General features: G+C 61.3%; 21 protein-coding genes. 11 read left to right on the top strand and 10 right to left on the bottom strand.

What is annotated here, in order from left to right:
- Position 1 precedes the first annotated feature (1 nt).
- The 5 genes from AQS8620_RS13645 to AQS8620_RS13625 form a co-directional block, all read right to left on the bottom strand.
- Complete coding sequence (locus AQS8620_RS13645) at positions 2 to 802, bottom strand: iron ABC transporter ATP-binding protein (protein ID WP_085837538.1); 801 nt, start codon at positions 800 to 802, stop codon at positions 2 to 4.
- Complete coding sequence (locus AQS8620_RS13640; RefSeq protein WP_085837537.1) at positions 799 to 1788, bottom strand: iron chelate uptake ABC transporter family permease subunit; 990 nt, start codon at positions 1786 to 1788, stop codon at positions 799 to 801. The genes AQS8620_RS13645 and AQS8620_RS13640 overlap by 4 nt, the downstream gene beginning before the upstream one ends.
- Complete coding sequence (locus tag AQS8620_RS13635) at positions 1778 to 2788, bottom strand: ABC transporter permease (RefSeq protein ID WP_085837535.1); 1011 nt, start codon at positions 2786 to 2788, stop codon at positions 1778 to 1780. Before AQS8620_RS13635 ends, AQS8620_RS13640 begins: the two co-directional genes overlap by 11 nt.
- 6 nt (positions 2789 to 2794) lie before the next feature.
- A complete protein-coding gene (locus AQS8620_RS13630) occupies positions 2795 to 3715 on the bottom strand; it encodes a siderophore ABC transporter substrate-binding protein (RefSeq protein ID WP_143267531.1) in 921 nt (306 codons plus the stop codon).
- A 262-nt stretch (positions 3716 to 3977) separates the two neighbouring features.
- Positions 3978 to 4955, bottom strand: a complete 978-nt coding sequence (locus AQS8620_RS13625) for a PRC-barrel domain-containing protein (protein ID WP_085837531.1) — start codon at positions 4953 to 4955, stop codon at positions 3978 to 3980.
- An 876-nt stretch (positions 4956 to 5831) separates the two neighbouring features.
- Here AQS8620_RS13625 and AQS8620_RS13615 point away from each other — a divergent pair.
- The 3 genes from AQS8620_RS13615 to AQS8620_RS13605 are packed head-to-tail and all read left to right on the top strand — an operon-like array spanning position 5832 to position 8772.
- Positions 5832 to 7070: an AI-2E family transporter gene (locus AQS8620_RS13615; protein WP_085837527.1), complete on the top strand. Its 1239-nt coding sequence runs from the start codon at positions 5832 to 5834 to the stop codon at positions 7068 to 7070.
- Positions 7067 to 8002, top strand: a complete 936-nt coding sequence (locus AQS8620_RS13610) for a diacylglycerol/lipid kinase family protein (protein WP_085837525.1) — start codon at positions 7067 to 7069, stop codon at positions 8000 to 8002. The genes AQS8620_RS13615 and AQS8620_RS13610 overlap by 4 nt, the downstream gene beginning before the upstream one ends.
- On the top strand, positions 7999 to 8772 hold the full coding sequence (locus AQS8620_RS13605) for a metallophosphoesterase family protein (protein WP_085837523.1): 774 nt from the start codon (positions 7999 to 8001) through the stop codon (positions 8770 to 8772). The genes AQS8620_RS13610 and AQS8620_RS13605 overlap by 4 nt, the downstream gene beginning before the upstream one ends.
- 6 nt (positions 8773 to 8778) lie before the next feature.
- Here the strand turns inward: AQS8620_RS13605 and AQS8620_RS13600 are convergent, their stop codons facing one another.
- Both AQS8620_RS13600 and AQS8620_RS13595 read right to left on the bottom strand, forming a co-directional pair.
- The gene (locus tag AQS8620_RS13600) at positions 8779 to 9888 is read right to left on the bottom strand and encodes a Gfo/Idh/MocA family protein (protein ID WP_085837521.1); all 1110 of its coding nucleotides are present in this window, start codon (positions 9886 to 9888) and stop codon (positions 8779 to 8781) included.
- Complete coding sequence (locus AQS8620_RS13595; RefSeq protein ID WP_085837519.1) at positions 9888 to 10694, bottom strand: ThuA domain-containing protein; 807 nt, start codon at positions 10692 to 10694, stop codon at positions 9888 to 9890. Before AQS8620_RS13595 ends, AQS8620_RS13600 begins: the two co-directional genes overlap by 1 nt.
- A 240-nt stretch (positions 10695 to 10934) precedes the next feature.
- Between AQS8620_RS13595 and AQS8620_RS13590 the strand changes: the two genes are divergently transcribed.
- Positions 10935 to 11669, top strand: a complete 735-nt coding sequence (locus AQS8620_RS13590) for a hypothetical protein (protein ID WP_085837517.1) — start codon at positions 10935 to 10937, stop codon at positions 11667 to 11669.
- Positions 11670 to 11771: 102 nt separating this feature from the next.
- Here AQS8620_RS13590 and AQS8620_RS13585 read toward each other — a convergent pair whose 3' ends face one another.
- Both AQS8620_RS13585 and ettA read right to left on the bottom strand, forming a co-directional pair.
- Positions 11772 to 11978, bottom strand: a complete 207-nt coding sequence (locus tag AQS8620_RS13585; protein WP_085837515.1) for a cold-shock protein — start codon at positions 11976 to 11978, stop codon at positions 11772 to 11774.
- A gap of 261 nt (positions 11979 to 12239) precedes the next feature.
- Complete coding sequence (gene ettA / locus AQS8620_RS13580; protein ID WP_085837513.1) at positions 12240 to 13895, bottom strand: energy-dependent translational throttle protein EttA; 1656 nt, start codon at positions 13893 to 13895, stop codon at positions 12240 to 12242.
- A gap of 223 nt (positions 13896 to 14118) precedes the next feature.
- Between ettA and AQS8620_RS13575 the strand changes: the two genes are divergently transcribed.
- The 4 genes from AQS8620_RS13575 to dacB all read left to right on the top strand — a co-directional run bounded on the left by AQS8620_RS13575 (position 14119) and on the right by dacB (position 17459).
- Positions 14119 to 14481, top strand: a complete 363-nt coding sequence (locus AQS8620_RS13575; protein ID WP_143267530.1) for a hypothetical protein — start codon at positions 14119 to 14121, stop codon at positions 14479 to 14481.
- A 74-nt stretch (positions 14482 to 14555) separates the two neighbouring features.
- Positions 14556 to 15089: a YcnI family copper-binding membrane protein gene (locus tag AQS8620_RS13570; protein WP_085837510.1), complete on the top strand. Its 534-nt coding sequence runs from the start codon at positions 14556 to 14558 to the stop codon at positions 15087 to 15089.
- A gap of 144 nt (positions 15090 to 15233) precedes the next feature.
- Positions 15234 to 15836 carry a nicotinate-nucleotide adenylyltransferase gene (locus AQS8620_RS13565; RefSeq protein WP_085837508.1) on the top strand — a complete coding sequence of 201 codons (603 nt, stop codon included), beginning with the start codon at positions 15234 to 15236 and terminating at the stop codon, positions 15834 to 15836.
- 81 nt (positions 15837 to 15917) lie between these two features.
- Positions 15918 to 17459, top strand: a complete 1542-nt coding sequence (dacB, locus tag AQS8620_RS13560; protein ID WP_085837506.1) for a D-alanyl-D-alanine carboxypeptidase/D-alanyl-D-alanine endopeptidase — start codon at positions 15918 to 15920, stop codon at positions 17457 to 17459.
- Here the strand turns inward: dacB and AQS8620_RS13555 are convergent.
- Positions 17456 to 17872 (bottom strand): tellurite resistance TerB family protein, encoded by a 417-nt coding sequence (locus AQS8620_RS13555; RefSeq protein ID WP_085837613.1) that lies wholly within the window; start codon positions 17870 to 17872, stop codon positions 17456 to 17458. The two genes, dacB and AQS8620_RS13555, sit on opposite strands and share 4 nt — an antisense overlap.
- Before the next feature lie 134 nt (positions 17873 to 18006).
- Here AQS8620_RS13555 and AQS8620_RS13550 point away from each other — a divergent pair, with 134 nt between their 5' ends.
- The 3 genes from AQS8620_RS13550 (at position 18007) to AQS8620_RS13540 (ending at position 22577) form a co-directional block, all read left to right on the top strand.
- Positions 18007 to 19650 (top strand): lysine--tRNA ligase, encoded by a 1644-nt coding sequence (locus tag AQS8620_RS13550; protein ID WP_085837504.1) that lies wholly within the window; start codon positions 18007 to 18009, stop codon positions 19648 to 19650.
- 78 nt (positions 19651 to 19728) lie between these two features.
- A complete protein-coding gene (locus tag AQS8620_RS13545; protein WP_085837503.1) occupies positions 19729 to 20133 on the top strand; it encodes a DUF4864 domain-containing protein in 405 nt (134 codons plus the stop codon).
- 152 nt (positions 20134 to 20285) lie between these two features.
- The gene (locus tag AQS8620_RS13540) at positions 20286 to 22577 is read left to right on the top strand and encodes a glycosyl hydrolase family 28-related protein (RefSeq protein WP_085837501.1); all 2292 of its coding nucleotides are present in this window, start codon (positions 20286 to 20288) and stop codon (positions 22575 to 22577) included.
- Positions 22578 to 22611 lie beyond the last annotated feature (34 nt).

Raw genomic sequence — 22611 nt, 5'->3', positions numbered from 1 at the left:
CTCAGGCGCTGCGGGAAAGGCGATGCACCGACGCCTCGTTGCGGTGGTGCAGCACGAAGGGACGGCCCTCGACCTCGGCCACGCGGATCGGTGTGTCATAGAGGGCCGACAGACGCTCCGAGGTCAGCACCTCACGCGTCAGCCCTTGATGGACGAGTTTCCCGTCCTTCATGGCAACCACACGATCCGCCCAGGCGGCGGCATAATTCACCTCGTGGATCACGATCACGACCGAGCGCATTTTTGCCCCCGGACGCGAGAGGTCGAAGAGGCGCGACATCAGCGTTTGCGCATGGCGCGGGTCAAGGTTGTTGAGCGGCTCGTCAAGCAACAGCCAATCCGTTTCCTGCGCATAGGCCATGGCAACCTGGGCGCGCTGGCGTTGCCCGCCGGAGAGTTCGTCGATGTAGCGATGCGCCAGATCATCCAGTTCAAAGAGGTTGAGCGCTTGGGCGATCGCGGTGTCATCGGCAGCGGTGAGGCGTCCGTGGCTGTGCGGCCAGCGCCCGAAAGCGACCAGATCGCGCACCGTCAGCCTTGAGGTGATGCCGCTTGATTGTGTCAGGATCGCAAGGCTACGCGCAAGGTCGCGGCGCGGCGTTTTGCCAAGGTCGCGCCCGTCGATCTGCACAGTGCCCGATTGCACAGGCATAAGCGCGGAAATCAGGTGCAAAAGCGTGGATTTCCCCGCGCCATTCGGGCCGATCAGCGCCGTGATTCCGCCCTTGGCAATGTCGAGGGAGATGTCGTTCAGGATCACGCTATCGTCGATTTTATGGCCAAGGCCGCTGGTCGAGATCATGCTGATTTTCCTTTCAGAACAAGGGCTAGAAACACAAGGCCGCCGACGAACTCGATGATCACCGCAAGCGAGGATTCCTGGCCCAACAGGCGTTCGAAAACAAACTGCCCTGCAACAAGAATGATGGCGGCGATCAGGGCCGTTGCGGGAATGAGCAGCGCATGGCGATGGGTGCCAAGCAGGCTGCGCGCAAGCGAGGCGGCGAGCAATCCAAGGAAGGTCACGGGGCCGACGAGCGCTGTTGCGGAGGCGGTGAGCACGGCAACGAGCGCGAGCACCACGAGCACCCAGCGGTCGTGGTCCAGCCCCAGCCCGAGTGCGGTTTGTCGCCCCAGTCCCATCACGTCGAGGCGGCGTGCAAGGGCAAGGCTGGCGAGGAGGGCAGGGGCAATCAGCAGGCTCGCAAGGATCAGGTTTCCGCGATCCACAGCGCCGAACGTGGCAAACATTTTTCCCTGAACGATGGCAAATTCCGAAGGGTCGATCATCCGCCCCATCAGGCCCGAAAGCGAGCGCAACAGCACCCCAATGATGACGCCGGTCAGCAACATGCGTGACAGGTCGCGCGGGCCGCTCTTTGCGCCAAGCAGGACGGAAAACAGCGCGCAGGCCGCGACCACCATGACGCTGGTGTCGATCAGAAACTGCGCCCCCGCGCCGATGCTGGCCAGTCCAAAGCCGCCCATGGTGAACACCAGCAGGGTTTGCACAAAGATGAACAGCGCGTCGAACCCGAGGATTCCGGGGGTGAGGATGCGGTTTTCGCTGACCGTTTGAAAGAGGATCGTGGCGGTGCCGATGGCAAGGCCCACAGCCACCAGTGCCGCCAGTTTGACGCCGCGCAGGCTTAGGATAAAGGCTGCAGGGCCCGCCTCGTCCCCCCGGATCAGCGCCCAGGTCGGGCTGGCAAACTGCCACATCAAAAAGGCCCCCGCGAGAGCAAGCAGGGTCACGGCAAGGGCGGCGAGGCGACGGTCAGCTGGCATGATGCGCCTCTTTTTGACGGTGGGGCGCGCGGTGCCGTCGGGGTTTGCTTGACAAGAGCCACAGGAAAATCGCCGCGCCCAGAACGCCTGCCACGGTGCCCACGGGAATTTCATAGGGGTAGCGGATCAGCCGCCCGATGATATCCGCGCTCAGCACAAGGATCGCACCGCCGACTGCCACAACGGGCAGGGAGGCGCGCAAGCGGTCGCCCATCAGTCGCGCGACGATATTGGGCACCACAAGGCCGATGAAGGGGATCGCGCCGACAGTGACCACGACCAGCGCCGTCACCAGCGACACGGCCACAAGGCCAAGCCGCAGCGCCCCGCGATAGTTCAGACCGAGCGAAAGCGCGGTGCCTTCGCCCATGCCCGCAATGGTAAGCATATCGGCGGCGAAATAGGCCAAAAGCGCCACTGCGCCCGCAATCCAGAGCAATTCGTAACGCCCTGCGATGACGCCGGAAAAATCCCCCGTCATCCAGTTGCCCAGATATTGCACGAGGTCGGCTTGCCACGCGAACCACGACGCCCCCGCGCCCAATATGCCGCTCCAGATCATGCCGACCAGCGGCACCATGAAGGGATCGCGCGGCGATAACCGTCGGACAAGGGCGAGGAACAGGGCAGCGGCCATCAGCGCCGTGCCGGCCGCGACTACCATTTTGACCATCACCGGCGCTCCCGGGGCCAGGAGGGTGATCACGATTAGCCCCAGCATGGCCCCCTCGGTCGTGCCGGTGGTGGAGGGTTCGACAAAGCGGTTGCGCACGAGTTGCTGCATGATGACCCCTGCCACGGCCATGGCAGACCCCGCCAGCAAGGCTGCAAAACTGCGTGGCAGGCGGCTTTCGAGCATCAGGTGCAGGGTGCCGCCGGTTGCGTTGGGTGTCGCGCCCCCCGCCGACCCAAGCTCTGCCGCGCCGACGAGGGTACTGATGACCATCAAGACGGCAAGCAGGGCCAGGGCCCGATATAAAAAGGGAGAGCGGCGCGACATCCCGGTTCAGCTTTCGGGGGAGAAGGCGGCGATCAGATCGTCGAGGGTCGAGGTCACGGACTGGATGCCGCCGGTGTCGAGATAGATGTTGCCGGAATTCAGATAGACAACATGGCCCTCTTTCCAGGCTTTGGTGCCGGTTACGAGCGCGTTGTCGAGGGTGGCTTTGGCCGCTTCGCCGGATTGGCCGATGGCTGCGCCACGGTCGATCACAAACAGCCAGTCAGGGTCGGTCTGGGCGATGAATTCAAAGGAAACCGCTTCGCCATGGGTGGCCTCGCCGATGCCTTCCACGGCTTCGGGCAGGTTCAACGCCTGGTGAATCCAGCCAAAGCGCGAGGTCGCGCCATAGGCCGACACATTCCCGCCGTTGGTCAGGATGATCAGCCCGTTGCCCTTGCCTTGGGCGGCCTCGGCGGCCTGTGCGATTTTCGCGTCCAGCTCTGCGCCCAACTGGGCCGCGGCATCCTGCTTTTCAAAGATTTCGCCATAGGCGGTCAGGCGGGCATGGATCTGTGCGATCTGATCGGTGGGGTCGATGGTCATGTCGATGGTGGGGGCGACCTGTGCCAGCGCCTCGGCCTTGAGCGACGAGCGACCGCCCGCGATGATGAGGTCGGGCTGGGCCATGGCCAGTTTTTCGAAATCGGGTTCGAACAACGTCCCCATCACCGGCACGCTGGCGGTGACATCGGCCAGCAGCGGAAGGGAGAAATCGGGAATGCCTGCGATCGTCACGTCCAGCGCATCGAGCGTGTCGATGGCGTTCACGTCAAAGACGACAACGGTTTGAGGTGCCGGGGTGATGGTTTGCGCACCGGTTGCCGTTTCAATCGTCACCTCTTGCGCGAGCGCCGGAAGGCTGGCGGCTCCAAAGCAGGCGAGGGCGAGGAGGGGGAGGAACTTGCGGGGAGTGATGTTGCGCATTTGCGGCATATCGCGGGCCTTTCGCTCAAGGAATGTCAGGGCATGAACGTGTGGCTGACGCTGGCACGCGGCTGGCTGCACGAAATATGCAAGACGTAAATGCCGTCGCCAAGGCTGTCCAGCGCTAATCCGATCAAAAGTATCGGATTAGTGCTTAGGCGGGTGTGCGCGGGGATAATGCGACAAATTGCCCATAAGAAATGGCCCGCCCCAAAGCGGGACGGGCCAAAGGCCGTTGTTAAAGCTCTGCGTCTAACCGGGCTTATTTTTCGTAAGCGGGCAGCGCTTTGAGCTGTTCTTCGGTCATGGACACGAAGACGCGCAGCGTGTCGCCATCGTTTTCCTGCATCACGTCAAGGTCATCCATGGCAAGCGCAACGGGTTTTTCACCAAGGCCCAGGAAGCCACCAACGTCGATCACGGCTTCGTCAACGGTGCCGTCAGCGGTCAGAACGAGGTCGGACACTTCGCCCAGATCTTCGTCATTGGGACCGTAAACGCTGGCACCGGTCAGGGCGTCAGCCGTGATCTCGGCGGACTCGATCTGGGTGTAGCCGTCGCTCATGCTCATGTCGGCCTGCATGGTCGCATCAGCGGACATGTCGGTCGTCATTTCCGGCGTGGCCATGTCGGACTGGGCCTCTGCGGTCAGGTTCGGGTCCTGATCCATGGGCGCTGTTGCTTGCATGTCGGCGTCTGCCGTCATGGTGTCATCGGCCATCGGCGCTGTCATGGTTGCATCGTCGGTCATCGTGTCGTCCATGGCCGTGTCCATGTCGTTGGACATCTGGTATTCAGGGGCGTTTTCGAGAGCCGATTGCGGCGCATTCACAACGAGGAAGAAGTCGTTGGGGTTTTCTTCGGTGCTGTCGTCGGCCACGAAGTCGAGTTGATCCATGCGGATGGCAACCTGACGTTCGCCCAGACCAAGGAAGCCGCCGATGTCGAGCAGCACTGCGTCCACGGCACCGTCGCGATCCAGGATCACGTCACCGATTTCCCCGATGTCGTTCCAGTTGTCCTGCACGCCGTCGATGCTGTCTGCGTCCATATCGGCATCTTGTGCGTAAAGGCGCATGCCGATGAGATTGGTCGCTTGCAGTTCCATCGGGTCCATTTGGGTGAGGAACATGCTGGAGGACATGTCACTGGAGGCGTCCGCCGTCACTTCGGCATCTTGCGCATATGCACCCAATGCGGTTGCGGACAGGATTGCGGTCGAAAGCAAAAGATTTTTCATGTGTGTCTCCCTAGGGATAGTTTGAATGGCGCTTGTTGCGCTTGGGATGACAACAGTGCTGGGCGTGAGTTTGTTCCAAATTTTTCTTTAATGGCAATATGTTGCCTGTTTGGCGCAAGAATAGGCGAGGTTTCGCGGATGTGGTCTTGCATGCGAAAAAGAGCGGAACTTTTGGGGGTTTTTTGCATTTGCGCGCGCGTTCTTTAAAACCGGGGGTCGCGTCAAAACCGGGGATCGCGTCAATCTTTGTTCGCGCCCCGCCGGTTTGTGACGCCAGCGCCGCGGCAAAAAAAATCGCACAGCGGTGAGGCTGTGCGATTAATGCGGGTGCGTTTGTGACCGAGGGGCGGGAGCGGGCTTTGGCGGGTGGCCGCATGGTCGAAAACATCGAAAGCTTCGGGGCATCTTTTAATGGGACCCTTGTGCCAGATCTTGGGTGCGCAGCGCCGAAAGAAGCGCATCGAATGTCGCGTCCGCTGTGTGGTCGCAGCGGATATCTTTGGCGCTGTCGCCAACATAAGCCTGCGCCAGCGAGTGACATAATGCGCTGCGGCACTGCACATGAAGATCGAAAAGATCTTCTGAATGTATGGAGTAAGTCATGGTATAGCCTCGCGTTTTCTCGTTTTCATCAGTTGCGGGACCAACGCGCAGCTCTGGGGGGCGGGTTCCGGATCGGGCGGTTTTTTGTGTGAATATGGTTACTTGGTCACGACTCCGTAGCGTCATTTCCGCGCAGGGGCAGGCTTTGCATGGAGGTCGGGGAACTTTCCGCCAATTGCGGGGTTGATGTCTGATCGTATTTAGCCTGTCCGTGATGCGCCTGCATCCGGCCTTGGCGCCGCTTTTGAAAAGACGGCTTTGAAAGGGAACTGTGTGAACGACGAGACGAATGATCCGCGCATGCCTCACTCCGGATCAAAGCCTTCGCGCCACACCGTGGCCCCTCAAAACAGCGCAAGCCAGCAAACGGACGCCTCACAGGATGCAGCACGCGTCGCGCCGACCGCGCGCCTTGCGCGTGCGCGCGGGGCAACGCCGGTCGCAACGTCAGGGCTGCTTGTGTTTCTGGCGGTGATCGCGGCGGGCTGTGTGATTTTCGTGGCCAAGCCGGTTTTGCTGCCCGTAACCTTTGGCATCCTCGTGGCGCTGACGTTGAGCCCCTTGGTGCGCACCGCGGGGCGTTTTGGCATTCCGCCCTCGGTGTCGTCTATTTCGCTGGTGATCGCCTTTGGTTTGACGGTGTTGATCGGGGGATATTTGATCGCGCCCGCAGCGACTGACCTGTTGCAAAGCGCTCCTGAAATCCAGTTGGAAATTCAACGCAAGATTGCGACACTGAGTTCGTCGATGGCCGAGTTGATGCAGGTTTCGGCGAATGTGGAGGATATCGCGGGCAGCACGCCGAGCGATGTGCAAAAGGTGGATGTGCAGGACGGCGGGCTGCTGACCTCTGCGGCGATCAACATGGCCTCGATCCTGGCCTCGGGGCTGGTGGCTTTGGTGCTGTCGCTCTTCCTGCTCGCCTCGGGCGACACGATGCAGCAAAAAATCATTTCCGCCCAGCCGACCGCTTCGAAACGGCGCCGCGCGCGCGCGATCTTGCAGGCGGTCGAAGTCTCCGTGTCTCGCTATCTTTTGTCGATTTCGATCATCAATTTCGGCTTGGGCTGCGTGGTGACATTGGCGCTTTGGGCCTTGGGCGTGCCCGAACCCGTTGTCTGGGGGGCGCTGGCGTTCATCCTGAATTTCATGCCCTATCTGGGGCCGGGTATTTTCACCGTGGTGATCGCTTTGGTGTCTTTTGTGTCGTTTGACACGATCGGGCAGGCGATCTACCCGCCGCTTGCCTTCATGTTGATCAACGCGATGGAGGGCAATGTTGTGACCCCCGTTGTCGTGGGCCGTTCCATGTCGCTCAACCCCATCGTGGTGTTTATTTCGGTGGTGCTTTGGGCGTGGCTTTGGGGCGTTGCGGGGGCGCTTGTCGCCGTGCCGATGCTGGTCTGCCTGAAAGTTGTTTGTGATCACGTTCCGGGCCTGGCCATGTTGGGCCATTTCCTCGGACCCAAAGGTGCGGTCTTTCCCGGACGGCGCAGGCAGGGTTTCACATGACCCGTATTTGTGTCGTTCTGAACGCAGGGTCGGGCCGCAAACAGGCGCAAAGCCTGTGCGAGTCCGTTGCTGCCGCCTTCGAGGCGCAGGGCTGCCCGGCCCAGTTGCGGCTCGCTGAAGGCGCCGAGATCCCCAAAGTCGCCCAGCAGGTTGCACGCGAAGGTTTCGAGATTGTCGTGGCTGCGGGCGGCGATGGGACCATTTGCGCGGTCGCCTCAGCGCTGTCTGGCAGTGGCGGGACCCTCGGGATTTTGCCGATGGGCACGTTCAATTATTTCGCCCGCTCCCTCGATTTGCCGCTGGACGATATCGAGGCAGCGGTAGCGGTGATTTGTGCGGGGGCCAAACGGCCCTTGGGATATGCGCGCGTGAATGGGGAGGTGTTTTTGAACAACGCCTCGCTGGGCACCTATCCGGCGATCCTGAAGGAACGCGAAGCGATTTACGACAAATGGGGGCGCTCGCGGGTGGCGGCCTATTGGTCGGTGGTCAAAACCCTGCTCGGGCTGCGGTCACAGATGCGCCTGCGGCTGGTGGCGCAATCCGCGCAGGGCCCGATCAGCCATGATCTGGCGACCCCTTTGGTGTTTGTGATGAACAACGCCTTCCAGCTCGAGGCGATGGGCCTGCCGGGCAAGGAGCACATCGCTGCGGGCAATCTTTTAGCCTTTGTGGCGCCGAAAGTCGGGCGGTGGGGGATGATCCGCATCGCTTTGGCGCTGGCCGTGGGGCGTGCGCGCAACCACCGCCATTTTGAAATGATTGCCGCCCCCTCTCTCACGCTTGAGGAAACCGGTAGCCGCAAACACCGCCCGCGCCGGATTGCGCGCGACGGGGAACGGGCGATGCTTGCCGCTCCGTTTCGCTTTGAACTCTGTCGCGATGACCTTAGCGTGATGGTGCCCCAAACCCGTGCGCAGGATTTGCGATGATGCGGTTGGTCCATCTGTCGGATTTGCATTTCGGGCGCGATCGCGCCGAGCTGGTCGCCCCGATGATTGCGCAAGTGAACGCGCTTGCGCCTGATCTGGTGCTGATCTCGGGCGATTTTACCCAGCGCGCGCGGCGCGACCAGTTTGCGCAGGCGCGCGATTTGATGTCACGGCTGGAGGCGCGGGTTCTTGCGGTGCCGGGCAATCACGATATGCCACTCTGGAACCTGCCCGCGCGGCTTTTGGCGCCCTTTGCCCGCTATCGCGCTGCAATTGCGGATGATCTGTGTCCGGTGTTCGAGAATGACGACATCGTCGTCGCCTGCGCCAATACCGCCGATCCGCTGGCCCATCAGCGCGGCTTGTTCCGCCCACGGGAGGTGGCGCGGATTTGTGCGCTGTTTTCCCAAGCGGGCGCGCGCAAGCGGGTGCTCGTTGCACACCATCCGCTGGAACAGCCGCCCGGATCGAGCAAAGCGCCGATGAAAGGTGCCGAGTCGGCGGCCGCAAGGCTGCGCGAGGTCGGGGTGGATCTGGTGCTTTCGGGGCATTTGCACCGCTGGTGGATTGCGCCGCTGGGGGCGGTGGGGACGCGCGGCTTGCAGGTGCAGGCGGGCACAGGCCTGTCCAACCGCCTGCGCGACGAAGAAAACAATTTCAACCTGATCGAATTGCGTGCGCAGGCCATCCGCGTCACCCGCTATCTGACGCTGGAGAATGGCACGAGTTTCACGCCCGAGGCCGCGCAGGACTTTCCCTGCGCGCCCTGAGGGGCGTTACAGCAATTCGCGCGGGATCGGTTCGGCGGCGTTGGGATCGACGGGGTTGATGTGAAGCGCGCGGCTTTCCAATTCATCCGAGCGCTGCGCGAGGTCAAGCACCTCCTGCAGTTGGGCACCGCGTTTGAAATCCGGCTCGCTGGGGGTGCCGTTCTGGATCGCACTGATGAAGCGCTCGTACACCGTGGGCACTGGCGGGCAGGCGACATCGGACCATGTTTGAGACAGGAGCGCGTCCGGGCCGATGCAGCTGCGCAGCACCGAGGTCGCATCCTCGAAACTGACTTCGAGCGCGCCGAGATCGCCGTAGATGCGCAGATAAAGATCGTTGTGATGGCCCGAGGCAAAGCGCGTCGCGCTGATCGTGCCAAGAGCGCCGTTTTCCAGTTCCAGATGCATCACGGCGCTGTCGTTCGCGTCGAGCGGATAGTCTCCGATCCGGTCGAAGGGCGCCTTGTGGAAGGTTTTCAGCCGCGCCGAAACCTGCACCGGCGAGAGGCCGGCAATGAAGGTGGCGTAGTCGATGATGTGGATGCCCACATCGCCCAGCACGCCTTTCGATCCGTGAGCGGTGGACAGACGCCACAGCCATGCAGGGTCGGTTTTCCAGTCGCCCCACGCGGGCTGGGTCAGCCAGCTTTGCAGGTAGGAGGCATCGAAATGGCGTATCTCGCCAATGGCGCCGTCAGCCACCAGTTTGGCCGCCGCTTGCAGCGCGGGGACATTGCGGTAGCTGAGGTTGAGCATATTCACCTTGCCCGCCGCCTGCGCTGCGGCGACCATTTCCAGCGCCAGCGCAAAATCGGTGGTCAGGGGTTTTTCGCACAGCACGTGCTTTCCCGACGCCAGCAAGGACATCGAGGTCGCGTAATGCGCCGCATCGGGTGTGACATTCGACGCCGCGTCAAAGTCGCATTGGAGGATCGCCTCATCCAGCGTGTGGTAGCGCTGCGCGATGCCGAATTCGTCACAAAATGCGTTCAGCGCATCGGGGCGCGCATCCACTCCGGCGACGATTTCGACGTTCTCCATCTGCTTGTAGGCCTCGACATGGGTGCGGCCCATATTGCCGGTGCCGAGTATCAGCAGGCGCACAGGTGCCGCCATCAGCGAAAGCCCTCTTCGCCATCGCTATGCAGGCGGGGGCCGCGTTCCTGAATGGGTTCGAGTGCGGTTTCGACCGGGATATTGGGCGCATCCGTGGGGTTTGCGACCCGCGCGGCGGGGTTGAAGGCCCATGTCACCCCGTTGGAAATCACGCGCTGCACATTGGCGTCGTGATAGGTCGGGTAGGTTTCATGGCCGGGGCGGAAGTAGAAAATATTGCCCGCACCGCGTTTGTAGGTCAGACCCGAGCGAAAGACTTCGCCGCCCTGAAACCAGCTGATGAACACGGTTTCCAGCGGTTCCGGCACCCCGAAGGGCTCGCCGTACATTTCTTCGTTCTCAAGCTCGAAATAATCGCCCAGGCCGGCGGCAATGGGGTGGTTTTTCGAGGTCACCCAGAGCCGCTCGCGCTCGCCCGCTTCGCGCCATGTCAGATTGCAGGCTGCGCCCATCAACATTTTGAACGGCTTGGCGAAATGGGCTGAATGCAGGAAAATCATCCCCATGCCCGACCACACCGCTTCGACAACGCGTTGCGCGACCTCGTCGGACACGTCGCCATGCGCGGCATGTCCCCACCACAGCAACACATCGGTCTTGGCCAGACGATCTGCGCTAAGCCCGTGTTCGGGGTCTTGCAGCACGGCCGTCTCGGCCACGATGCCGTCCTGCGTGTTGAGGGCATCGGCGATACAGCTATGCATGCCGTTTGGGTAAATCTCGCGGACAGTTGCGTTTTTCTGTTCGTGGACGTTTTCGCCCCAAACGAGTGCGCGGATGGGTGACTTTGAGAGGGGGGCGGTCATGGCAGAGAGTCCTTGCTGTTGGTCGAGCGGGTGGCCGTGACCAGAGCGCTTTGAGGGCAACCTGTTGGCAGGTCGTGAGGGATGCAAGGGAAATTGGCGCTAAAGGGCCGATTTCAAAGCGGTTTGACAGGCGATGCGAAAGGCTTGTGCATCGCTGGGGTTTCGTGCGCAGGTTCTGGCCGCGCGCCGCTGGCTGGGCTAGAGTGGGCAAATCATCTATGAGTTTGTGAGGTCCGATTGATGAAGCCGCAAGAGACGTTCGGCCATACGCCCGTTCCAAAACCGAGCGCAGTCGGGGCGGTATCGCCGCGTAACATCCGCATCGCGATTGCGGCGTTCAGTCTGGTGCTGGCGGGGGTCAGCGCCAGCTACATGCTGCGAGAATTCGCGGGCTACCGAACCAACACAAAAGAGGCGAATGCGGCGTTTCTGAAGCTTCAGGCGATGGATCACGACCCCGAAATGGGGCGCGCGGTCTATACGCGGATTGAGGCCCTGGATACATGTTTGCGCGCGCAGACCTCTTTGCTTTCGACGATGTTCGTTGATAATTCACCCGAACGGATTGCCCAGCATTGCCTTGAAAGTGCACAGAAAATTCTCGATGACGCGCCCAGCTTTTCGCTGGCCTATTCCGTTGTCGCCCAGTCCCAGGTCGGCCTGGAAAACTGGGACGCGGCGGGGGAGGCTTTGGTCAATGCGCGCGCGACGGGGCGCAATGAAAGCTGGCTTGCCCAGCGGCGGGTCGCAACAGCTTTGGCGATGCCCGAACCCCGCAGTGATGCGGTGGAGGTGGCGCTGCGTGCGGATATCGCGCTGCTGCTGACAACAACAGAGGCGCGTGGCTGGATCGCGAGTTACTATCTGGGCGATGAGACCGTGCGCCCGTTGATCGTCGCGGTGGCGCAAACGCTGGATGATCGGGTTCAACAGCAGTTTCTGGCGACGATCCGTCGTTTGGGGCAGGGCAGCTAGGCTTTGAGCGTGGAGACCGGTCCGGCGTCAGGCGGATATGAAAAAGGCGCCCACCAAAGTGGACGCCTTTGAAATCTTTGCAGATTTCCCGCGAGGGAAGTCTTATGCGAGTGCGAGGTTGATCGCGGACTCACGGCCGTCACGGCCAGCTTCGATGTCGAAAGTGACTTTCGCGCCATCACGCAGGGTGGTGAGACCCGAACGCTCGACTGCGGAGATGTGAACGAACACGTCTTTTTTGCCGCCTTCGGGCTCGATAAAGCCGAAACCTTTGGTGCTGTTAAACCATTTCACGGTGCCATTAGCCATCGTGTATACTCCTGTTTTGCGCTGCCCGCGATACTGCGGCAGCCCGGCTAGGTCAGTGGTCGATCGAAGACTGTAGCCGTAAGGAAAACAGAAGGGTCGAAAGAGATAACGTCGCAGGGCGGGTTATAGCATGTAATTTGCGACTCAGTAAGGGGTTTCTTTTGGTGTCGCTTTGTTGGGCAGGCCGCGCCTTTCGGGGGCCTGCTTGGGGGCGTCTCGCGCCAGATGGTTCTTGGGCTCTTTGGGGCGCCTTGGCCCGTCCTAGCGCGTGAACTTCTTGTGTTTCAGGCGTTTGGGTTCCAGGGCATCGGCGCCAAGGCGGCGCTTTTTGTCTTCTTCGTAGTCTTCAAAGTTGCCTTCGAACCATTCCACATGCGCATCGCCTTCAAAGGCGAGGATGTGGGTGCAGATGCGGTCGAGGAAGAAGCGGTCGTGCGAAATAACCACAGCGCAGCCCGCGAAATCGGTCAGCGCGTCTTCGAGCGCGCGCAGCGTGTCGACGTCGAGGTCGTTGGTCGGCTCATCGAGCAGCAGCACGTTGCCACCCGAGCGCAAGAGGCGCGCCATGTGGACACGGTTGCGTTCCCCGCCCGACAGAATGCCGACTTTTTTCTGCTGGTCGCCGCCTTTGAAGTTGAAGGTCGAGCAATAGGCGCGGCCGTTCACTTCGGCATCGCCGAGTTTGATGATGTCTTGGCCATCCGCAATGGCTTCCCAGACGTTGGCGTTGGGGTCGAGGTCGTCGCGGGACTGATCGACGTAGCTGAGTTTGACCGTATCGCCGTATTCGACCGTGCCTTCGTCGGGCTGTTCCTGGCCCGTAAGCATCCGAAACAGCGTGGTTTTCCCCGCGCCGTTGGGGCCGATCACGCCGACAATCCCGCCCGGCGGCAGGGAAAATTCGAGCCCCTCCACCAGAAGCTTGTCGCCCATCGCCTTTTTCAGGCCTTTGACTTCGATCACCTTGTTGCCAAGGCGCGGGCCGTTCGGGATGACGATCTGCGCACGGCCCACTTTTTCGCGCTCGGACTGACCGGCGAGTTCGTTATAGGCGTTGATGCGCGCTTTTTGCTTGGCCTGACGGGCCTTTGCGCCCTGACGCATCCATTCTAGTTCGCGTTCCAGCGTTTTCTGTTTGGATTTGTCCTCGCGCGCTTCCTGGGACAGGCGTTTGGCTTTCTGTTCAAGCCAAGAGGAATAGTTGCCCTCGTAGGGGATGCCTGCACCGCGGTCGAGTTCGAGAATCCAGCCGGTGATATCATCGAGGAAATAGCGGTCGTGGGTGACGCAGAGGATGGTGCCTTTGTAGTCGATCAGGTGTTGTTGCAGCCATGCGATGGTTTCGGCGTCGAGGTGGTTGGTCGGCTCGTCGAGGAGCAGCATATCGGGCGCTTCGAGCAGCAGTTTGCACAGGGCCACGCGGCGCTTTTCACCGCCCGAAAGCGTTGTCACCTCAGCGTCATCGGGGGGGCAGCGCAGTGCCTCGAGCGCCACGTCGATCTGGCTGTCGAGATCCCAGAGGTTCTGTGCGTCGATTTCATCCTGAAGCGCGGCCATTTCGTCGGCGGTTTCTTCGGAGTAGTTCATCGCGAGTTCGTTGTAGCGATCGAGCACGGCCTTTTTCTCGGCCACGCCAAGCATCACGTTGCCACGCACGTCGAGCGAGGGGTCGAGTTCGGGTTCCTGCGGCAGGTAGCCGACATTTGCGCCCTCTGCGGCCCAAGCTTCGCCTTGGAAATCTTTGTCCTGACCGGCCATGATGCGCATCAGGGTCGATTTCCCCGTGCCGTTCACGCCAACCACCCCGATCTTCACACCGGGGAGAAAGTTTAGACGGATGTTTTCAAACACCTTTTTGCCGCCGGGGTATGTTTTGGACACGCCGTCCATGAAGTAAACGAACTGATTGGCTGCCATGGGAATGCTCCGTTGGTGCGGGTTAAGGGCGATATTTTGCGCTGGTTTAGCGGTTTGAGGGGCTGCGTGCAATGCGCGCGCACGGGGCAGGCCGTGGCGCAAGCCTGCTCCGGTATCGGGCGCTTCGTCCCCTTGTTTTGGAGCGGCTTGCCGCCTATGGGTTTTGGAGCGGCTTGCCGCCTATGGACGCGGCGGGGCAGCTTGGAACGCGAAAATGCAGGCGATGCGAGACAGAGGAGTGACGGTTGCAGGGCTTTTGGCCGCGCTCTCGCTTGCGTTCGTCATCGGCCTGCACCAGCCGCGCATGGCGCGTGTCGACATCGAAACCACATTGTACGGCGTCGCGCTTGAGGCGATGGAGATATGCGGGCATGGCGCCGGGGGAGAAGAAACACCCCGCGATTGCGCCGCTTGCGTGTTGGCGTCACATGCGGTTTTGCCCGCGCATCTGCACGCCACGCGCCCGCGTGCGCCTCTGTATCGCATCGCCCTGCGGCCCGCGCCGAAGTCGCAGCAGGCGCACCGCCATCCCGCGCGATATTTTGCGCGCGCCCCGCCGATTGGAACAGGGCTGATCACGGCCTGATCGCGGCCTGACCTGCGACATCCTGAGGTGTCACAGCGGGCCGCTTCTTTCCTTTCACAATCGGATAAAATCAAATGAAAACTGTATTTTGCGGTGCGGCTGCGGCTGTGCTTTTTTCCCTCTCGCCGGTCTTTGCCCATGCCACGCTTGAAAGCGGCACGGCGCAGCGCGGGGCGGCCTATAAGGCGGTGATCCGCATTGGCCACGGCTGCGAGGGCAAGGCCACCAAGGCCTTGCGCGTGGCGTTGCCCGAGGGCTTTGTGTCGGCCAAGCCGATGCCCAAAGCAGGCTGGCATCTGAAGGTCGAAAATGGGGCCTATGCGGCGCGCTATGTCGTGCATGGCAGCCCTGTGGCCGAGGGCGCGCGCACGGTGGTCTGGTCGGGCGGCGTTCTTGAGGATGCCTGGTACGACGAATTCGTTGTACGCGGCACCGTTGCGGCGGAATTGGCGGTGGATACGCCGCTCTATTTCAAAGTGACCCAGCTGTGTGACGGGGCGCAAGCGGCCTGGACCGAGGTGCCGGCCGCCGGCGAAACCACCTCCGATTTGGCCATGCCCGCGCCGATGGTGACGGTCATCGAGGGGATGACGCATTCCCATCACTAGGGCTGCGCCCCTTTGACGCTTTGTGCCAAGCGGTGATCCGCCCTGCCGCGCCACGTGCTGCGGCAGGGCTTTTTTGCAGCATTTGTGACATCTTGGCTGTGGAGTACTGGACAAGCGCCTGACTTGCCTGCCAGATGCGCGGCAATGCGCCACATATTGCCACATGCCCGCGCCGGACAGGTTATCGGCCTTTTGGGGGGATCGTTTGATCCGGCCCACGAAGGGCATGCCCATATCACCCGCGCTGCGCTCAAGCGCTTTGGCCTGGATGAGGTGTGGTGGTTGGTGTCGCCGGGCAATCCGCTTAAGGCGCATGGTCCAGCCGAAATAGAACGGCGTTTGGCGCGCGCGCGCGACGTGATGGATCACCCGCGCGTCAGGATTACCGATTTCGAAACGCAAGCGGGCACGCGCTATACGGCGGCGACGCTGAAAGCGCTCATAAAAGCCTATCCGGGGGTCACTTTTGTTTGGCTGATGGGCGCGGACAATCTGGCGCAATTCCATCGCTGGGACCATTGGCGCTGGATCATGGAAACCGTGCCGATCGGCGTCATCGCGCGGCCCGGGGCCTCGATTACGGCGCGGGTCTCGCGGGCGGCGAATGTCTATGAAGGGGCCAGATTGCCGTCGCGCGAAAGCCGGATGCTGGCCAAGGGCCGCGCGCCGCGCTGGTGCTATGTGAATGTCCCGATGAGCGATGCCTCGTCCTCGGCGATCCGGGCGCGGGGCGATTGGGCGGGCTAGGGCGGCTTCTGTCCGGCTTGTGAACGCGCGCGCCATGGCTGTGGCTTGCAGTGCGCGCGGGCGCGGGCTTAACTCGCGCGCATGACACGCGATTCCCGTTCCCCCGACGCCATCCCAAAATCCAGCGCCGCGCGCACCAATGCTGCGCGTTTGAGCCGCCGTGCCTTTTTGGGCGCAGGGGCTGCCAGCGGTGCGCTGGCGCTCGCAAGCCCGCTTGGGGCGCAAACAGCCCCCGCGGTTGTGCGCTCGCCCTATCCGGTGGCGCGGCCAAGCGATCTGTGGAAGCGCGCGGTGCCAAGCGGGGCGCAGGTCGTGGCGGATGCGCGCCTTGGCGGGGCCGTAAGTGCTGCGGTGGCGGATGCGGCCACGGGCGTGATGCTGGATCAGTTCGACGGGGCCGATGCCTTGCCCCCCGCCTCGGTGGCCAAGGTGATTACCGCGCTCTATGCGCTTGAACATCTCGGGGCAGATCACCGCTTTGGCACGCAGGTGATCGCCACGGGGCCTGTTGCGGGCGGCATCGTTCAGGGCGATTTGGTTTTGGCGGGGGGCGGTGATCCTACGCTCGACAGCGACGGGTTGGTGGCGCTGGTGGCGCAACTGAAAGCGGCAGGGATCACCGGTGTTTCGGGAGCGTTTCGGGTGTGGGACGGGGCCTTGCCCCAGATCGAGCGGATCGACAGCGACCAAACCGATTACGCAGGCTACAATCCGGCGATTTCGGGGCTGAACCTGAATTATAACCGTGTGAATTTCGAATGGCGCAAGCAGGGCGGGGCCTATGCGGTGTCGATGGATGCGCGCGCGGCGACGGTGGTGCCTGCTGTGCGGGTCGCATCGGTCAGCATCGTTGCGCGCAGCACGCCGCTGTTTGCCTATCGAGCGGATGCGACGCATGAATATTGGTCCGTGGCCCAGGAAGCGCTGGGCAATGGCGGGTCGCGCTGGTTGCCGGTGCGCAGGCCCGCGCTTTACGCAGGCGATGTCTTTGCGACGCTTGCCGCGGCGCAGGGCGTGCGATTGGGACCGGTGCAGGAGGCGCGCGGTCTTAGCGCAGGCACGGTTGTGGCCAGCGTCGCGAGCGCGCCGTTGACGGTGATCGTCAAGGACATGTTGAAATATTCAACCAACCTGACCGCAGAGGTTTTGGGTCTGGCGACCACGCGCGCGCGCGGCGGGCAAGCCAGCACCTTGAAGGCCTCGGCAGGGCTGATGAGCGACTGGGCGCAGGCGCGGTTTGGCGTGCGAAGCCTGTCCTTTGTGGATCATTCCGGCCTGGGGGGCGCAAGCCGCATCACGGGCGCGGATATGGTGCGCGTTCTGGTCGCCCCCGGGGTGGAGGCGCGCCTTGCGCCCCTGTTGAAGGCGGTCGCGGTCGAGGATGAGGGTGTGAGCGTGGTTGCCAAAACCGGCACGTTGGACTTTGCCTCGGCATTGGCAGGCTATGTCGAGGTCGGCGGCAAACGTCTGGCTTTCGCCAGTTTTGCCGCCGATCTGCCCGCGCGCCGTCAGGCACAAGCGAGCGCGGCAGAGGTGCCCGTCGGGGCGCGGACCTACAACAGCCGCGCCAAGGCGTTGCACCGCGCGTGGATTTCGCGCTGGTCGACGCTTTACGCCGTTTAGTGTGACACCTGTGCGATGGTGAGGTGGCGCGCGCGGGCGCCACGCTCGATCGCAGCGGCATGAAGGCGGTCGAGTTCCAGTTCGTCGCGGATTTCTTCGAGCATGCGCAATTCGCTATCGCGGATACGCCCGTCCGAGGCCGCAACATCGCAAGCCAGCGCATAGGCGGTTTCAAAGAGGCGCTCGGGAAGGTTTTCGCGCACAAGGCCAAACAGCGCATCCAGCCCGTCCTCCTGGTCAAACAGCGCGATAACCGTTTGGCTGACGCCTGTGATGCGGTCGGCATCGTAATCGCCAAAGACCGGAAGGTGATTCACGATATTTTCGATCGAGAGCAATTCCGAGGTGCGGATCGTCTCGTCGGAGGCGGAGACGGCGAACATGATCGCCACGAGGCAGTCCTGCGGCGTCATCGAATGGGTGAAATCCTGCACTTTTATAGTCCTTTGAGCACGGTTGAGCGGCAGATTATTGACGAAATCGGGGCGGGGCAATAGGAGAGGGGGCTTGCGGGGAGCGACCTCGCGCGAGTTTGAGGAATGTCGTGATGACTGATCTGCGTGACGCTGGAATGACGTCGAAAGCCTGGCCGTTTGAAGAAGCGCGGGCCGTATTGAAACGCTATGAGCAGTCCAAGGACAAAAAGGGCTATGTGCTGTTCGAAACGGGCTACGGGCCCTCGGGTCTACCGCACCTTGGCACCTTTGGCGAAGTGTTGCGCACGACGATGATCCGCCGCGCCTTCGAGGTGATTTCCGATATTCCCACCAAGCTGATTTGTTTTTCCGACGATATGGACGGAATGCGCAAAGTGCCCGCGAATATGCCGCAACAGGAGATGTTGCAGGCCAATGCGCAAAAGCCGCTGAGTGCCGTGCCCGATCCTTTCGGGGAATACGACAGCTTTGGCGCGCATAACAACGCGATGCTGCGCCGTTTTCTGGATACTTTCGGGTTCGAGTATGAATTCTACTCGGCCACGGCGTTTTACAAATCGGGCGATTTCGATGCGGTGCTGAAACGCGCCTGCGAGCGCTATGACGACGTGATGAAAGTCATGCTCAAGACTTTGCGGGCGGAGCGGGCGGCGACCTATTCGATCTTTCTGCCGATCCATCCCGAAACCGGCCGCGTGCTCTATGTGCCGATCAAATCGGTTGATGCGGTGAATTACACGGTCACTTTCGATGACGAGGACGGGCGTGAATGGACGCTGCCCGTCACCGGCGGCAATGTGAAACTGCAGTGGAAGCCCGACTTTGGCGCGCGTTGGGCGGCGCTGGGCGTCGATTTCGAGATGTATGGCAAGGATCATGCTGCCAACTCGCCGGTCTATGATCGCATTTGCGAAATTCTGGGCGGTGTCAAACCGGCACATTTTGTCTATGAGCTGTTTCTGGACAAGAACGGTGAAAAGATTTCGAAATCCGTGGGCAATGGTCTGACGATCGACGAGTGGCTGAGCTATGCCTCGACCGAAAGCCTTGCCTATTTCATGTTCCAGAAACCCAAAACCGCGAAACGGATGCATTTTGACGTGATTCCGCGGGCGGTGGACGAGTATCACCAGCAGTTGCGCGCCTATCCCACCCAGACACCGGAGCAGCAAGCGGCAAACCCCGTGTTCCACATCCACGGCGCGGATGTGCCTGCGTCGGATATGGTGGTGCCGTTCTCGATGTTGCTCAACCTTGCCTCTGTGGCGGGGGCAGAGCAGAAAGAACAACTGTGGGGCTACATGCGCAACTATGCGCCCGACGCCTCGCCACAAACCCATCCGCAACTGGATGCGGCGGCGGGTTTTGCGGTGCGTTACTACAATGATTTCGTGAAGCCGGAGAAAGTGTTCCGCGCGCCGAACGATCAGGAACGCGGGGCGCTGCAGGCGCTGGTGGCCGCGCTTCAAAGTCCCGAGGCCGCGCTGGACGAGATTGCGCGCAAGAATGCGCTGATGGGCACTGAGGATGCACTGCCGGAGGCGGATTTCACCGATGGGGATTTCTTGCAGTCGGTGGTCTTTGCCGTCGGCAAGAACAACGGCTTTGAAAACCTGCGCGAGTGGTTCAAGGCGCTCTACGAGGTGCTTTTGGGTGCCAGCCAAGGGCCGCGGTTCGGCAGCTTTATGGCACTCTACGGGGTCGAAAAATCCGTGGCCCTGATCGAGGATGGGTTGGCGGGCAGGCTCGGCTGAGGCCGCGGTTTGCACGAAAATTGATCCAAACACCCCTGTTGTGCCGTTTAAGTGACATCACAACAGGGGAAAATCGGTATGCGTATTTTACTTGGATTGATGACATCGCTTGCGCTGGGCGGCACGGCTTGGGCGCAAACAACGATGAGCGCACCCGAAGCGGTGGTGCGCGAGCAGCTTGAGGCGTTTGACACCCGTGACGTTGCGCGCGCGTGGAGCCATGCCTCGGACACCATCAAAGGTCTTTTCGGGTCGATCGAAACCTTCGCCCGGATGGTCGAGCAGGGCTACCCCCCGATCTGGGACAGCGCGGGCGCGCGGTTGATTGGCGAGCGTGCCGAGGGCGGACGCCAGATTGTCGAGATGGCGGTGACCGGCGAAAACGGACGCGAACAGGTGTTCGAATATACTTTGATCGAGACGGCGCAGGGCTGGAAAATCGACGGCGTGCGTCCGATCGAGTTGCCCGGACTGGCTGTCTGACGCCCGCCTGTGTTGCGCCCCCCCGAGCTGTGGCGCGCGCTTGGTTAACGGCGGGATTAACCCGTTGACCCTATTCCTTTGCCCATTCGGATCACGCACCGGACCTCACCCTGAGGCCGCGCGGGATGTCATGGATGTGGAAAGGGGTTCGAATGAACAAGGCAATTACCGAGGGTCTGGCATTGATGCCGACCACATTTGCAAACGGGTTGGACGTCTGGTCGAGTGAAAACGGCACGCCCGGCTCGGCGACCTACGAAACGGCGGCCAATGCGGCCTTCGTCGCGGCGGACGCAGATTTCGGCGGTGCGCTGGAAATTCTCAAACAAACATCGACCACCAAGCTGCGCTACATGGGCGAAACGCCGATGCTGCCGGGCATGTATCTGCGCGTCACTGCGCGGGTCAAAGCCATGTCGGGCAACCTGTGCTCTGTGCGCATCGCGGGGTGGGCAGGTTCGAGCAGCACGGCCCACGTAAACGGTTTGGTCGAGGTCGGCCCCGAAGTGGCGCTAACGGCCTACGGTGAAGTTGTTGAAGTGTCGGCAATTATCGGCACAGGCGCGCGTGGCGGCGTTGACATGCCTTGGGGGCTGTCGCCGATCCTGGGACACTTTGGTCTGGATCTGGTGGGCAGCAACGGCGGTGTCGTGCGCATCGACGATCTGGTGATCGAGGATGTGTCGGATTTCTTTCTTGCCGACAGTCTGGGCCAGATTGATGTGCGCGATTTCGGGGCGGTTGGCGATGGCGTCACGGATTCGCTTGCGGCTTTTGAAGCAGCAGATGCGGCGGCGGCGGGGCGCACCGTCCTGATTGCCGAGGGCGTTTACGCCTTGTCGGGCGGGATCACCTTTGAAAACCACGTGCGTTTCGAGGGCACGGTCACGATGCCCGCCGGCGCAATTTTTTCGATGCGCAAAGATTTCAACCTGACAAGCTATATCGACGCCTTCGGGGATGAGGTTCTGGCGTTTCGCAAAGCGTTTCAGGCGCTGCTGAACTTTACCGACCATGACAGTCTGGATCTTTGTGGTCGCCGGATCGAAGTGACAGAACCCTTTGATATGCAAGAGGTTGTCGGCAACAAGACCTCCTATGAGGTGCGTCGCGTGGTGCGCAATGGCCAGTTCAACGTGCAGACCAGCAGCGCGTGGGACGACACTGTGGTGACGTCAAGTGCGACCTACTCGGTGGCCTCGCCCGAACAGCTGACCAATGTTGCCAATATCGCCAATATCCCCGTCGGCGCGCGCATCAGCGGCGCGGGCGTCGGCCGCGAGGTTTACGTGAAAGCGGTCAATGTCGGCGCCGGGTCTTTGACCTTGAGCCAGCCGTTCTACGGCGCGGCATCCACCCAGACCTACACCTTCACGCGCTATAAGTATGTGCTTGATTTCACCGGGTTTTCGAAGCTTTCGCAGTTCCAGCTGTCGGATGTCGAATTTCTGTTGAACGGCCGCGCCTCGGCGATTGCGATGGCCCCGGCCGGCGAGACGTTCCACGTCAAGGATTGCCACTTCAAAAAGCCCAAAGACCGCGGCATCACCTCGATTGGCACCGGCTGTCAGGATCTGCAAATCGACCGCTGTCATTTCTATTCCAACGAAAGCAACCTGGCTGCAACCGCACGCACGTCCATCGGCTTTAACGTGAATGCCAACGACAGCAAAATTCGCAACAACCGGATGCAACACATGGGGCATTCGATGATCTTGTTTGGCAATGGCCACCTGATTGTCGGGAACCACTGTTTCCAAGGCGACCAGTTGACCGATAGCCCGCGCAAAGGGTCGATCATTTTCACCTATCCCAATGTGAAATCTTTGGTGACCGGCAATTACATCGACAATTCGTTTATCGAGATGACGAATGAACATGATGCCGCGCCCGCGTTTTCCAACGAGTTTTCGTTCGGTGGTCTGACTGTCACGGGCAATATTTTCACGGCCAATGACGTGGCGGCGTCCTTTTCGTGGATCGTGATCAAACCCTATGGCGCGGGACATTTCATTCAGGGGCTGGCGGTGCAGGGCAACGTGTTCAAGGCGTTGAACGGCAATGTGGACCGCGTTGAGCGCGTCGACGAAAGCTTTGCAACGCTCGACTACTGGCGCACGCGCAACCTTGTGTTTTCTGGCAATACGTTCAACGCGATCAATCAAAGCACGTTCAACCCGGTGTCTTTGGAGTTCACGCAATCGACGGCTGCGACCAGTTGGACGCTGGATGCCTCGGCCTATCTGCCCTTTGGCGGGAACGCGCGGACGGTAGAATCCGTCATGCCCGAAGGCGCGATCAAAAATGCCAGCAATGCCAATGTATTCAGTCACCCCTATGTGGTGAACAACTATGGCACGACGGCCAAATTGACCCAGTTGAACTGGTCCGAGCCGGTCAAGGGGACGGTGAACGTGATTATTCGCGCCGATAAGCCGATTTAACGCGCGACGACATGCAGCCAAGGCCGGGGGGACT

It is taken from the genome of Aquimixticola soesokkakensis (genome assembly GCF_900172375.1).
GTDB classification, from domain to species: Bacteria; Pseudomonadota; Alphaproteobacteria; order Rhodobacterales; family Rhodobacteraceae; genus Aquimixticola; species Aquimixticola soesokkakensis.
Note: the sequence above shows the minus strand (reverse complement) of the source record. Positions and strands in the feature narration are given on the sequence as shown.